Genomic DNA, 13,523 nt, shown 5'->3' on the forward strand with positions numbered 1-13,523 from the left:
TAGTCTCCTCTTTTTTTATAAGTCGGCCAATATATTATGTAATACACTATAATTTTCAGCTATCCAATTCATTTCATCTGCAAAGCGTTAAGGTGGTACACTATGCTGATCCATATTGGCATGGATCCACCAAGTACTCTCCATGTACCAAAGCATTTGAATTGCCCGAACAATATTCCCTACTGGAAAGTCTACTTCATTTCGGTACCCTTCTAAAAATGATGCAACAAGACTCTTATTTAATACTCCGTCACTTAATGCGCACGATATAACTACACGGCCAATATCTAACTCTACATAATCGTAATCCATGCGATCAAAATCAAGAATCGCTGATACTTTATCATTAAGAAACAAGAAATTATCTACCCATAAATCACGGTGCACCCATCCCCGTTGGCTATTATGAAATTGTTCTGTATTTACCAATTGTGTTGCTTCTTGCTGTAATTTTATATAAGAGAGAATGTGCTCTTTTCCTAGCTTCTCTACTTCTCTCATTTTTTCTTCCCAATGTTTCAATCTCGCCTCTTTAGTAGGTGGAACAAATTTAGGATTTTCTCCTTTTATTAAAGAGCCATCATTTAACAAGTTATGCATATAACCTATCGTCTGACCAAGAGAGTGAATTTCCTTTTGATTCACTTTTCCTGGTGAAACTAAGCTACCTTCCTTATGTTCTAATACTATAAATCTTTCATCACTTTTTGATATATGCATTACATTATTTTTATAAATTAATACCCTTGGACAACTTACACCATTATTATGTAATCTTTGCTGTTGTTGTAATGCTTGTATTAAAAGGTCTGAGTTATACATTTTGTACCGTTCTTGATTATATTGCTTTAATACAAAATCCCCTGCATCCGTTTCGAGTTTCCACTTCAAATTTAGCCAACCACGATGAATAGGTATTGCATTTCGAATTTTAAATTCAAATAAAGTTTCACATTCTACTTTCAGCTCTTGAAAAATCATTGTAGCTTTTTCATTAGATAACGGCTCTATCATCTTACTTGTCCTTTCTTAGCTTGGCATTCCTTTCACTCTCTCTAACATAACCGACAATAAAAATTTCGGAAGTACAAGTTGCCTCTTCAATCTTTTCGGCTGTGAGAGTAACCTATACAGCCATTCAGTTCCAGTATCCCTCATCATTTTCGGTGCTCTTTTTACAGTACCAGATATTATATCAATCATGCCTCCGATACCAATAGATAGCGGAACGTTTAATGTTTGTATGTTTTCATAGATGAACTCTTCTTGTTTTGGTGAACCTAGTCCTACGAGTAGTAAATGCGGCTTGAATTGCTTAATTTTTATTTTTATTTTTTCTATTTCTTCACCATTTACAAATCCATGCTGTCCTTTAAACTGTGCTCCTGGGAACTGCTCATTTAATTTTTCTAATGCCTTTTTATTACTTTCTGGAGCGGCTCCAAAAAGAAAGACACGATATTCATTGTCGTTACAATATTTTATTAAATCGTGAGTTAAATCCGCCCCAGTAACACGTTCTTTCAAAGTTCCTTTTAATATTTTCGAGCCAATTATGACACCAATCCCGTCCGCTGTTATTAAATCCGCAGATAGTAACATCTTTTTAAACTGCTTTGATTTTTCCGTATTTTCCTTTGCAGACATAACAATTTCAGGATTTGCAGTTACTACAAACCTTGGTTTCTCTTGTTGTTCATGTATCCAACCTTTTAATAAACTTATAGCTTTTGCATATTCTAAAGTTGAAAAAGGTATACCTTTTATAAACTGTTGATCCACTATACTCTCCCCTTACATAAGCTGCAAATATTCATCAATGTCTTTAGAAATTTGAATAAAAGCCTTATTCCAAAATTCATAATTTCTTATATCTATTTCAAAATATTTTTTCATAAGCTCCTCTACTGGAGCCTTTCCTGTTTCTCTTAAAAACTCTTTATATTTCGGATGAAAAGTACTTTTACTTTCTTGAGCTATTTCTAATAAACTAAAACTTACTAAATATCCAAATGTGTATGGATAATTGTAAAAAGGAACATCTGCTATATAAAATTGAATATATTTCATCCATACAAACGGCTGGTATTCACTTAAAGCATTTCCATATGCTTCTTTTTGTGCCATTATAGATAATTTCTCAATTTCATCAGCACTTAATGGACCCTCTTTACATTTTTCATAAAATGTTTTTTCAAACTGATACGATGCTCGTATTGCCATTACATAATTAAAACTATTTCTTATTTTCCAGCTAAGCAAAGCCTTTTTCATATCTTTACTATCCGTTGTTTCAATTAGATAATTTAAGAGTACCGTTTCAAAGAAAATAGATGCTGATTCAGCCGTACTCATCGGCAAATAATCATCTAAAAAAGATGTAGATTGTTCAAAACTCATATTATAAAAATGCCAAGCATGTCCTAATTCATGAGCGAGCACTCTTACACTATCTATACTCCCATCATAACGCATTGAAATTCGAGATTCTTTCTCACTGAAAAATGGAGCACAAAACCCACCTGGTGGTTTATTCTCTCCCGGTTCAGCATCTACCCATCCACTTTCTATCGCATTACGTGCAAATTCTGCTAATTCTTCGTCAATATTCTTACATGCATCATAAACGTTTTGTACTGCGACTGAAAAAGGAATAGTAACCTCATTACTTTCCTTTACTGTCATAAGTTCATGCCATGTAATCGAAGCTTTCCCTTTCTTATACACGTTTAAAGCACTTACTAATTTATCAAGGTTTTCTTCTGTCACATTCCACATTTGTAATAATACAGTTTCTGAAATGCCATTCGCATGAAAAGATTGTGTTAAAATCTCTCTATCTTCTATTTCATTACTCTTTATATTACGTAATCTCCCTATTTGATTTAATACAGTAGCAAAGATTTCTTTTTCTTTATTTAATGCATTTGTAAGTAACTCGAATAATTCTAATCTTTCCTTTTCATTATCACTATTCATTGCAATGTTATTTGCTTGTCCAAATGATAATTGTTTGTTATTGTGCGCTATTTCTATCCTATCCCGTAATTGTATGTACATATTTTCCCACGCATTAAGTTCATCTTTTATTAACTTAGTATTATCTGAAGTTTCCACTTCATTATGTTTTATTACTTGCTGTACTTCACTTTTTAGTTCCTTCACTTTCACAGTCAATTTAGTAAGGTCAGATGAAACACTTTCTTCAACCGATTGACAGTACAAATAGTATTCTGCTTTTTCAATAGCTTGTATAAGCTTTGAAAGAATCTCTACATCTTTTGTTACAAAATATTGCTCTTTCAACTCCAAAATCGGAAATAGAATATCCTCATTCAAATACAATCGATTTAAATCCCATCTAGCAATTTCTTGCATTTTTATAGCCGCCCCCTATTTTTACAAATAGTTACAGATATTTCCCTACACAATTATATATGAAATGATAAAATTTAGATATAATTAAATATTCAGATTCCTATAAATGCATTCTTATTTATACTTTTTTTCTACCATTAAGTATCATTCCACATATAAAAAATACTCCTTCTACAAGATTGCATTTGATATAGGAAAACTTCAAAGATTTTATCTTCATCAATACCATAACGACCGATTATCACAGATTAAAAAATAAAAAAGGATTGATCAAAAGATCAATCCTTTACTCTACTTCATTTAAGAAAAATAACGTTATAACGCCAGGACCTGTATGTGCTCCAATTGCTGCACCAATTGTATTTACGATAAATACTTCACAGCCAAATCTTTCCGTAATTAATGCTTTTAATGCTTCAGCTGTTTCTAAATCGTCACCGTGAGTCATACCGATTGTTTGACCTTTAAGGTCTTTACCACGCTCTTCCATAATATCAACAATACGGCTTAATACTTTCTTTTTCCCTCGTACCTTTTCAAGTGGTACAAGTTTTCCTTCTTCCACGTTTAAGATCGGCTTAATGTTTAGTAAACCACCGATAAAACCAGCTACTTTACTTAAACGTCCACCTCTAACAAGGTACTGTAAGTCAGCTACAGTGAAGATGTGCTCCATATGGTTCATTAGAAAATCGACACGGTTTAAAATATCTTCTTTTGATGCGCCGTCTTTTGCCATTTTAGCAGCTTCTAAAACGACAAGACCTTGACCAAGCGAAGCACATTTCGTATCAATAATTTCTAAATCTAAATCTACATATGTTTCTTTTACTTCCTCTTTAATGACAACTGATGATTGATATGTACCAGACAGTTCAGATGAAAAAGCTAAATATATACAAGGATTACCTTCTTTTGCATAAGAAACAAATTTTTCTTGGAAAGTTTCAAGTGAAGGCAATGACGTTCTATAAACAGCGCCTTCTCTCATTTTTTGCAATAATGTAACTGACTCTAATGTTACTCCATCTAAATACTCTGTTTCTGCTTCATCATATACACGGAGTGGAATTAAATCAATATCATATGCTTGCAGCAATTCTACTGGTAAATCCGCCGCACTATCCGTAATGATTTTAACACCCATTTTTAAACCTCTATTCTGTTATAAATATAAAATAATAAAATAAAAATAGTACTTTTAAATTATATACGTAAAACTTAAATGAAGAAAGGAAAACACTTTATATTGTATGCACTATTCTTCAAAACTTGAACTATTAATGAAAATGATTCTATTTTAAACACCTTTTTCTTATTATTTTTCTAAAACACGAATAATTTTATAAGTATTTTGTATCATTATATTTTAATTCTTTATCTTAATATAATCTTTTCAAATTCATACTGTTTAAAATTTAAAAGCCAAATCCAATAAAGGAAATGGCTTTTACATTCATACTTTGGTGATGTTGAATATTAGTCCAGTTATGATAAATATTTATAGCCTGTACTATAATTAAAACAGTGAATATTCACCTGTAAGAATCACTAGATAAAAACAAGTTAAACATTTTATAAAATATTTAATTTTACTAGTAAAGCTAATAAAATTTGGAGAAGAATTTGAACATTTACTGCTATGTCTGTATCCGTAGTCGTAACTGTAACATTTCTAGAATTTCTAATAACAGTTTCTTGTTTATTAATTTGTTTAATAGATGATTTTTGAAACAATTCTTGTGCTACACGGTCAGCTTTTTCACTATCTGCTATAGAAATACTTATTATAACCACGATAGCTGCTTGTAATGCTGCTTGAATAGATAAAGCAGCTTTTGTATCTGTAGTAGTAACTTCTACATCTGCTGAATCTACAATTGTAATAGATTCTTCAGAAATTTGATAAGTTTTACTTTCTTGCGCAGCTGCTTCTGAAACGCTAGCATTTTTAAAAGATGGATGAGGATTTGAGGAATCTAATGCACTCCACTTTTTATTTTCATCTGAATGACATGTTTTGTCCATGCGTTCACCCCCTTTCAATCTAAATAATTATTAACTTGTGATTGTATTTCAGAAACAATACTTTTAATTTGCTGCTTTTTTTCTGGCGATAAATTTTTTAGTTTTTCTTCATTTATCCCATGCCTATTAAAAATATCTGAGAGTAAAAGGTCTATAATTATATTCTTTTGATCCTTATCAAACTTAAAGGAAGAAAATTTGTTTAAATCATCCATTTACAATATTCACTCCAATCAATTTTCTATAAAAATTTTAAATATCTACGAGCATTATATGTAATGAAATAAAAATTGCTTGGACAAGTAACTTAATCTTCTATTTTCACTTCTTTTTGCTAATAAAATCAAAAGCTGACTCCTAATAAGAAGACAGCTTTCCTTCACTTCACATAAATATAAGTTTCATTACTGTTAAATCATGTATTTTATCTTTATTTGTAGTTTTCCACACTTGCTTTACCATTAATCTTGAATATTAATTCAGTCTTAATAAAAAGTCCAAGCTTGTACCACGTATTACAACAAAAAACATTTACTTAGAGTGAAAACTTATAGCTAAATATCAATAGGATAGACACTTTATAAAATGTTTAGTTTAACTAATAAAGCTAATAAAATTTGAAGGAGAATTTGAATATTCACTGCAATATCTGTATCAGTAGTTGTTACGGTTACGTTTCTAGAATTTTTAATAAATGTTTTTTGTCTATTAATTTGTTTAATAGCTGATTTTTGAAATAATTCTTGTGTTATTTTATCTGCCTTTTCACTATCTGCTATAGAAATACTTACTACAACTACGATAGCTGCTTGTAATGCCGCTTGGATAGATAGCGCAGCTTTTGTATCTGTAGTAGTAACTTGTACATCTGCTGAATCAACTATTTCAATATATTCCTCAGAAATTTGATCGATTTCATCTGTTTGTATAGCTTCCTCTAAAAAATTTGCATTTTTACTAAACGAATAATAATTTAATGATTCGCAATCCTCTTTTTTTGGCTCAGGAACTCGTTTTTTCGGCTCAAACTCCCGGTTTAATGGATCCCGATTTTTCTTTCGTCTACAAACTTCACATTCACACATAAAATCACCCCTTTTAGTCTTAAAAATTAGCAATATTAAAATATTGACTAACTAATAGCATTTTATGTATTTTTTTAAAATTTGTTTGGACAAGTAACTTAATCTTCTACTTCTTTTTCTAATAAAAAAAGCAGCCTTCTAATAAGAAGACAACTTTCTTTGTGACTACTCTAGAATAGATTTCATACAATATAATTGTTCCTTCCTTATAACCTGAGTTCTTCACTTTAGTTATAAAAATGTGGGTATATCCTATAACCTTTTTTAGGGACCATCCATAATTTATTTCATAAAAAGTGCTTTGTTTTACTGAAAGGTGGTTGCGGAAACAACCGCCTTTTTATTCAGAACAAAATAAAACTTTTATATAAAAGGCCCATAATTAAATACACTTAACTTCATATGATATATTGCATCCTTTCTTTTTAGAATGAGTAGTCGTTACTGAAGGGCACTTTTCGAAGTGCTCTTATCTTTAATCTCCCTCTTTTTTAGGAAGAGTTTTTTTACTAAATCCTAATATGATTTGTATCACTAAGGCTGGCGATTACCACATTTCCTTAATAGCTTCAATGAATACAGTAGCTACTAATTAAAATACACCTATAATTTTCTCTACACTTAAACAATCGTGCGTTATCGAACACATGAACTATTTTTTGTTTTGACTATGTAACACTAAATTCACAACATTATTATCCTATATTTGGTGAACCCTACATTTCAATGCCAGCAATCCCACACTTTTAACTAATAACTTAAACAAATGTGCTATCTCAAGGTTCTTTTGATATAGTATGTTATGTTCTATATAATGAAGAAAGCGCTAGTATTTCCAAGGAGGATGTATATGAGTATTCAATTGGCCACATCTAACGATTTAGAATGGGTTAATAATCAATATGACTCAATAGGATTTGTACGAAGTGATTTAAAAAGAGATAAAGTTGCAATTATTACATATAACAACGAGTATGCAGGTGTTGGCCGATTAGTCCAAATAGATGAAGATACTTTAGAAATGGGCGGGATTTTTATTCTGCCTCAATTTAGAGGGCTTCAATTAGCTGGTGAGCTTGTTTCATTTTTAGTAGAAACTGCGAGAAAATCACAAATACAAGATGTATATTGTCTTCCTTTTGAGGAATTAGAAAACTTTTATAAGAAATATGGCTATACTGAAGTCGATACTACGAAAGAAGCAGTCCATCCAATTATTCTAAAAAAATATAATTGGTGTTTAGAGAACTACGATAAACACGTTCTACTATTTAAACTGTAAATGTAATAAAGTGAAACTTTAATCAGTGGGAGTTTTAATCAAACCCCTCACCGATCGGGCTTTGGTTAAAACTCTATGTTCCGTCAATACTATAGGTAACATGATTGTATTTCTCCATTCTCCCTTGGAGAGGAGCAGTAAGCTTTTGCTAGCTGCTCTTTTATTTTTTCAAAAAGTCACATAAATATCTTTAATTCCAAACATTCAAAAGATAAAATGTGATAAGATTGTTATGAAGATATTTACCAACTAATAAATGCGCCCTAGACTTACGTACTAGGGCGCATTTATTTTTTAGTATGTAATTCCTTCACTCATCTATTATCCACAAAATAAGTATCATACGCTTTATCAAAAACATATCCTAACTTTTCTGCTAGGTTAGCAGATGTAGTATTCGCTGCGTCCCAGTTTGGATACTTTCCATTTTCTAAGCAATCCAATATAAGAGCTGCACTAACTACAGTTGCCAAACCTTTTCTTCTATGATTGTGATCAGTCGCAACTTCAATTTCAATTCCATCATTATAAATACTATACGAGGATGCACCGCATACAACTTCTCCGTTATATAAAATGCTATAACCTATACCACGGTTTATATAATCTTCTACCGACTGAAATTGACTTGTAAAATCTTCGGAGATTTTATGTAATGTAGGGCTATTTGCGATATGCTCATCTATTCTTTTTAACTCATATCCTTTTGGAAGTGTTGATATAAAAGATTGTAATTTTGAACGATTAAAAACTTCTGGATTTCGTTTGAATTTATAACGTAAAAACTTATCTATTTTTCTTTCATGGAATGTTTCTAGGCGTTGTTTCCACTCTTCACTATTTACGATAACTAAAATTCTTTCTGGAATATTACGTAATAACTCTTCTGTTTCTTGCACATTTGGGTCTCCAGCATAAAATGTGAAAATTCCTACCGTAACTTGTGCTACTGTTGGATTTTCAAGATCATTTACCCAAGCAGTACCCATATGTCCTTGTAAATAAGAAAGTAAAACAACGTTATTGAAATCATCAAACATAGAAACTAGTTTTTTTCTTGTACGTATATTCGCTTCATATATCATTTACATTCCCGCCTTCTTTAAAATCAATCGTATTATATATATTTAAGATTAAATATATATAATTTTTCAATAAACCACTTACCATATAAGCAAACACCTATTAAACTAAAATTTTATATAATTATAAACTATTCACAAATATAAAATTATTATAACATCTAATAAAAAAAGAGTATCTCACTTTTTAAACTTTAGAATATACATCGTGTATGTATAAACCCTCAACATAATGTATGAGGATTTATCAAAAAATGCGTTATAACTCCTTCTTAGAAATAAAAGATTCCGTCTCACCGTTCTTATATACCTTAGTCAATTTAACAACCGATTTGTACGTGTTATCGTCATCCTTTATCATTTTTTTCAGCTCTTCTATTTCGATATTACCAGTTCCACTCTCTACTTTTAAACAATTTGAAATGTTTAAGTATCCACTAGATGCGAAAAGAATAATGAATGTAATATCAGGAAAATTAATGAATAGTATTCCAAACTTCAAAGGGTTCGCAGCAGTATCCGATAAAACTAATCGAAAATCTAACAGTTCAGGTACTTGAACAAAATCCTTAGAAACAATTGCTTCACCTACGATTGCAACTTGCTTTACTATATTCCCAAGTTCATCTGTAAATTCAGTACATATAGGTGCATCAATTGTTTTCGCTTGTAAAGATAAATTTAATTCTGGATTATGAAAATCGAAAAAGATTGTGCTCCCCTCTGTTAAACATTGCGGGCACACATTTCCTAGCAAGCTAAAGTCCTCTTCAATATATTTAACTTTCGATTTGCAACTACAAACTTTTCCTATTCGGATTGCATCAATTTTTGAGCAATCTACAAATATAACCTCACTGTCTTCTTGTACAAATGATACAATCCCTTTCATCACATTAAACGAAAGAAAATAGGATACAACGATTTCGTTTCCTGCTATTACAATACTTTCAACTTTAGTATACGGTTCTAGACTTTGTAAAAATTCACATATACTATTTTGGCAACATCCACAATCACGTTTCGGCTCACAATCCACTTACACTCCATCCCTTCTTTATATAGAATAGCTAATACATATATATGAAAGGAAAACAAAAAAGCTTGGACAATATAACTTTAACGTAGGAATATCGTTACCTATTCATAATATTAGTAAGGGAATTACACCAATAATGAGTAATAACACATAATTTTTACTATAAATACATATAACAATTTCATCTTTCATGAAAAAAACGTTATAATGAAGTGTAGCCTCTACGATTACGTTATAAAGGAGATTAAAACAATGGCTAAAATTAAAGTATACCAAGTAAAAGAAGAAAATATGGAAGCAGTAAAAAACATCATTGATGTTGAGGAACAAAACCCAACTGCTGAAAACTTACAAAATCTATACGCATGTGTATTAGAAACTGAAGATATGGCATTGCCTGAATCATACATTGAAGAAGATATCTTAATTGATTCTATGGAAGTTATGGTTAACGCTTCTCAAAGCAAAGTAAGAGACTTAGGTGCATACGATGTAATCGAAGTTCAAAACAAAGGTAAGAAAAAACAAATTTTATTACTTGCAGACGAAGAATACGAAATTATCGAAGGCTAATCTAACACCATACATACGAAAAAGCTCCTTTCCAATTGGAAAGGAGCTTTTTCATTACGCTTTTGATGTTTCGCTCTTTTTATTCTTTTGTTGTTTCTTAATTACCATGCGCTCATTTCCCATAAAGAAAATGAATATGAATGCTAATCCAGCTGGTACCAATGCCCACATGAACGTTTGAACAATTGAACTAGAAAGAGCATCAATAATCTTATCTAATATTTGCGGAGGGATTTGAGATCTTGCCGATTCTGATAAAATGGCTCTTGAATCCCTTAATGTGTTTGTATTCATTCCCCCGCTCATACCTTTAAATGCTTCTTCTAATTGATCTTGGAAACCTGTTCTTTGAATCATTCCGAAGATTGTAATACCTAGTGTCATACCTAATGAACGAATGAAATTACTCGTCGAAGTCGCAGATCCGCGCTGTTCCATACCGAAGTTGTGAATAGCTGCCATACTTAGTACAGAGAATGAGAAACCGACTCCAAATCCGATAATGATCATATACACTGTTAATAATGCACGACTTGTTTCTGGCGTTAATGTGCTTAATAAAAATAGTCCAATTAGCATAATAACCGCAGAAATGATCATAATGTTTCGGTAGCTAAGCTTTGTCGCTAAAAAACCACCTAACTGCGCTGTTACGACTGAGCCTAACATCATTGGTAAAAGTAATAATCCTGAGTTTGTTGCAGTGCCACCGTATACACCTTGAATGAATAATGGAATGTATACAGTTGCTGACATAAATGCAGCTCCGTAACATAAAGCAATAATTGTACTCATTCCGAACAAACGTTGTTTAAACATCTCAAATGAAATGATCGGTTCTTCTACTTTACGTTCAATAAAAATGAATGCAATAATTAAAATAACGAATCCACCAAATAAACTTAAAATAAAGTTAGAATCCCAATCATACTTTTGTCCGCCAAGTTCAAGCGCAAACATTAAAGAAACTACTGCACCAACTAAAGTAATTGCGCCAAACCAATCAATTTTTTGCTTTCTATGAACTCGTGACTCTTTATAAAAGAATGTAATAAAAATAAGTGCTAAAACGCCAAGCGGTAAGTTAATATAAAATACCCAGTGCCAGCTTATGTAATCTGTAATATACGCACCAAGCAACGGACCAAAAATACTCGATAAACCAAATACTGCTCCGAATAAACCACCCATTTTCCCGCGCTTTTCAGGAGGGAAAATATCAAAAACGATAGTAAACGCGATCGGCACTAATGCCCCGCCGCCAATACCTTGAATGGCACGATAAATCCCTAACTGTGTAATATTTTCAGCAGTACCACAAAGCGCCGAACCAATCATAAAGACGATTAAACCGAAAATAAAGAACCTCTTTCTACCATACATATCTGATAGTTTTCCGAATATCGGCATACCTGCCATTTCTGCGACCATATAGGCAGAAACGACCCATACAAAGTTTTCAAGGCCTCCTAAATCACCAACGATTGTTCCCATCGCTGTTACGACAATGGTATTATCCATTGATGCCATTAAAATACCTAGCAATAAGCCCGCTACAACAAAGCCGAGCTTATTATTCTTTTCAACCATAACCTTGCTCTCCCTCGTACTACTTATATTTGTTTATGTTCCTTTACGACTGCATTACCTTTTTGATTAAAACTAGTATGATATTCTACAACACTAATTTCACATCCAGGACCAATTGTAACATTATTTCCTCTTACTACTTCAGCAATCGTATGCTCTAAATAAATCTCATCTCCTTCAATGATAGACGTTTGGAGGCTTCCAGCATGATTTGTAAATGGAATAAATCTCGCTTTTTTACGAACGGTAATCTTCTTACCGCCAATTTCTCTTACTTTGCTACCTTCATAACGAAGTGAAATTTCAATATTTTCAGCATTAAGTAATCCATCACTTTCAAGGCCACCAGTTAGTGACAGTTCTTCAACTTCAATATCTCCTTTTACATTTAAAGCGCCTTTCACATCTACGAAATCACCAGTTAATTTCCCCTTAACTTCTATCATACCTCTTACTTTTATTTTTTCAATATGAGCATCACTATGCATTTGTGTATTTCCGTATACTTTTACATATTCCGCATCTACATTTCCTTGTACTTCACTATCTCCATACACGACATAACTTTTCACTTTCATATTACCGCACACTTCACTCGTGCCGTACGTTTTAAATTCATTACAGCTCATGTCATTAGAAATCGTTCCTTCACCGCGAATCTTCACTTTATTATAATCTCCGCCTGCTGAACTACCAGAACCATTAACAGTAAGACTATGTTGATGTTCCATATCATTTTCTCCCTTCCATTAAATCTGCTTCATTTCTTTTACATTTGCGCTTTTATCAACAGTAAGAACACCCGTATATTCGATCAGTTCAATCTCACAGTTCGGTCCTACCGTAACATTATTTCCTCTTACCGTTCTTATGTGAGCATAATCAATATCGATATTGTCACCTTCTAATAGTTCAGCCTCTAATTGCATACCAAATACTGATTGAAACAGCCTACTAAAAGTACTTAGTCTTTGTTTTACTTTAATCGTTTGACCACCAATTTCTTTCGCTCGACATGTACCGTGAATATTAATATTTATTTCATCAGCGCTTAGTAATCCACCAATTGTAAATTGTCCTTCTGAAGAAAACGTATCCACTTCACAATTACCATCAATTGTCGCTTGACCATTGACTTTAAATTCTTCACCAGTAACATTTCCACCTACCGTACCTTTTCCTGCAATTTTCAAACTGTTTGCCTTCACATCTTGCGTAATTGTTGCTTTTCCATCAATTCGCATCGTTTCAGCATGAACTGTACCGTCGATTTTACCTGATCCACTAATTCTTGCATTGCTACTTTTCAAATTTCCAGTAACGGCACCGTAACCGTTACATTCAAATTGGTCACATTCAACATTTCCATTCACAGTACCTTTTCCGTTTAATTGCACTTTATGAAACTCGCCACCATTCGATGAACCGTAACCATTTATAATCAAATTATCTGTACGCATACTTTC

General features: G+C 32.2%; 13 protein-coding genes and 1 pseudogene. 2 read left to right on the forward strand and 12 right to left on the reverse strand.

Going from position 1 to position 13,523, the window contains the following annotated elements; translation table 11 throughout:
• Window positions 1–15 precede the first annotated feature (15 nt).
• From H6481_RS19640 to H6481_RS19670, 7 genes and pseudogenes are all read right to left on the reverse strand, one after another.
• Window positions 16–1,014: pseudogene (locus tag H6481_RS19640) on the reverse strand (phosphotransferase).
• A gap of 15 nt (window positions 1,015–1,029) precedes the next feature.
• Window positions 1,030–1,782 (reverse strand): WecB/TagA/CpsF family glycosyltransferase, encoded by a 753-nt coding sequence (locus tag H6481_RS19645; RefSeq protein ID WP_000372649.1) that lies wholly within the window; start codon window positions 1,780–1,782, stop codon window positions 1,030–1,032.
• Window positions 1,783–1,794: 12 nt separating this feature from the next.
• The gene (locus H6481_RS19650; protein ID WP_182812894.1) at window positions 1,795–3,378 is read right to left on the reverse strand and encodes a M3 family metallopeptidase; all 1,584 of its coding nucleotides are present in this window, start codon (window positions 3,376–3,378) and stop codon (window positions 1,795–1,797) included.
• Window positions 3,379–3,664: 286 nt separating this feature from the next.
• Entirely contained in the window at window positions 3,665–4,525 is an 861-nt protein-coding gene (locus tag H6481_RS19655) for a DegV family protein (protein ID WP_000538281.1), read from the reverse strand.
• Between the two features lie 428 nt (window positions 4,526–4,953).
• A complete protein-coding gene (locus tag H6481_RS19660; protein ID WP_000361676.1) occupies window positions 4,954–5,406 on the reverse strand; it encodes a spore coat protein in 453 nt (150 codons plus the stop codon).
• Between the two features lie 14 nt (window positions 5,407–5,420).
• Window positions 5,421–5,621, reverse strand: a complete 201-nt coding sequence (locus H6481_RS19665; RefSeq protein WP_000342253.1) for a spore coat protein W — start codon at window positions 5,619–5,621, stop codon at window positions 5,421–5,423.
• Window positions 5,622–5,984: 363 nt separating this feature from the next.
• Window positions 5,985–6,491: a spore coat protein gene (locus tag H6481_RS19670; RefSeq protein WP_063547581.1), complete on the reverse strand. Its 507-nt coding sequence runs from the start codon at window positions 6,489–6,491 to the stop codon at window positions 5,985–5,987.
• 850 nt (window positions 6,492–7,341) lie between these two features.
• Between H6481_RS19670 and H6481_RS19675 the strand changes: the two genes are divergently transcribed.
• Window positions 7,342–7,773, forward strand: a complete 432-nt coding sequence (locus H6481_RS19675) for a GNAT family N-acetyltransferase (RefSeq protein WP_063547583.1) — start codon at window positions 7,342–7,344, stop codon at window positions 7,771–7,773.
• A 314-nt stretch (window positions 7,774–8,087) separates the two neighbouring features.
• Here the strand turns inward: H6481_RS19675 and H6481_RS19680 are convergent, their stop codons facing one another.
• Entirely contained in the window at window positions 8,088–8,858 is a 771-nt protein-coding gene (locus H6481_RS19680) for a GNAT family N-acetyltransferase (RefSeq protein ID WP_000638744.1), read from the reverse strand.
• Between the two features lie 256 nt (window positions 8,859–9,114).
• Window positions 9,115–9,894, reverse strand: a complete 780-nt coding sequence (locus H6481_RS19685; RefSeq protein ID WP_023522227.1) for a BC_2878 family exosporium-associated protein — start codon at window positions 9,892–9,894, stop codon at window positions 9,115–9,117.
• Window positions 9,895–10,146: 252 nt separating this feature from the next.
• Between H6481_RS19685 and H6481_RS19690 the strand changes: the two genes are divergently transcribed.
• Window positions 10,147–10,467 (forward strand): hypothetical protein, encoded by a 321-nt coding sequence (locus H6481_RS19690; RefSeq protein WP_182812896.1) that lies wholly within the window; start codon window positions 10,147–10,149, stop codon window positions 10,465–10,467.
• A 54-nt stretch (window positions 10,468–10,521) separates the two neighbouring features.
• Here the strand turns inward: H6481_RS19690 and H6481_RS19695 are convergent, their stop codons facing one another.
• The 3 genes from H6481_RS19695 to H6481_RS19705 are packed head-to-tail and all read right to left on the reverse strand — an operon-like array spanning window position 10,522 to window position 13,517.
• A complete protein-coding gene (locus tag H6481_RS19695; RefSeq protein WP_182812898.1) occupies window positions 10,522–12,057 on the reverse strand; it encodes an MDR family MFS transporter in 1,536 nt (511 codons plus the stop codon).
• Between the two features lie 23 nt (window positions 12,058–12,080).
• A complete protein-coding gene (locus H6481_RS19700; protein WP_000401031.1) occupies window positions 12,081–12,788 on the reverse strand; it encodes a polymer-forming cytoskeletal protein in 708 nt (235 codons plus the stop codon).
• A gap of 18 nt (window positions 12,789–12,806) precedes the next feature.
• Window positions 12,807–13,517, reverse strand: a complete 711-nt coding sequence (locus tag H6481_RS19705; protein WP_182812900.1) for a polymer-forming cytoskeletal protein — start codon at window positions 13,515–13,517, stop codon at window positions 12,807–12,809.
• Between the last annotated feature and the right edge of the window lie 6 nt (window positions 13,518–13,523).

The sequence above is a fragment of the Bacillus sp. ME78 genome, assembly GCF_903970865.1.
GTDB lineage: Bacteria > Bacillota > Bacilli > Bacillales > Bacillaceae_G > Bacillus_A > Bacillus_A cereus.

What these genes read in the sequence shown, in the direction of transcription:
- H6481_RS19650 (WP_182812894.1), bottom strand. Translation starts at nt 3,378, where the DNA reads ATGCAAGAAATTGCTAGATGGGATTTAAATCGATTGTATTTGAATGAG.
- H6481_RS19655 (WP_000538281.1), bottom strand. Translation starts at nt 4,525, where the DNA reads ATGGGTGTTAAAATCATTACGGATAGTGCGGCGGATTTACCAGTAGAA.
- H6481_RS19660 (WP_000361676.1), bottom strand. Translation starts at nt 5,406, where the DNA reads ATGGACAAAACATGTCATTCAGATGAAAATAAAAAGTGGAGTGCATTA.
- H6481_RS19665 (WP_000342253.1), bottom strand. Translation starts at nt 5,621, where the DNA reads ATGGATGATTTAAACAAATTTTCTTCCTTTAAGTTTGATAAGGATCAA.
- H6481_RS19670 (WP_063547581.1), bottom strand. Translation starts at nt 6,491, where the DNA reads ATGTGTGAATGTGAAGTTTGTAGACGAAAGAAAAATCGGGATCCATTA.
- H6481_RS19675 (WP_063547583.1), top strand. Translation starts at nt 7,342, where the DNA reads ATGAGTATTCAATTGGCCACATCTAACGATTTAGAATGGGTTAATAAT.
- H6481_RS19680 (WP_000638744.1), bottom strand. Translation starts at nt 8,858, where the DNA reads ATGATATATGAAGCGAATATACGTACAAGAAAAAAACTAGTTTCTATG.
- H6481_RS19690 (WP_182812896.1), top strand. Translation starts at nt 10,147, where the DNA reads ATGGCTAAAATTAAAGTATACCAAGTAAAAGAAGAAAATATGGAAGCA.
- H6481_RS19695 (WP_182812898.1), bottom strand. Translation starts at nt 12,057, where the DNA reads ATGGTTGAAAAGAATAATAAGCTCGGCTTTGTTGTAGCGGGCTTATTG.
- H6481_RS19700 (WP_000401031.1), bottom strand. Translation starts at nt 12,788, where the DNA reads ATGGAACATCAACATAGTCTTACTGTTAATGGTTCTGGTAGTTCAGCA.
- H6481_RS19705 (WP_182812900.1), bottom strand. Translation starts at nt 13,517, where the DNA reads ATGCGTACAGATAATTTGATTATAAATGGTTACGGTTCATCGAATGGT.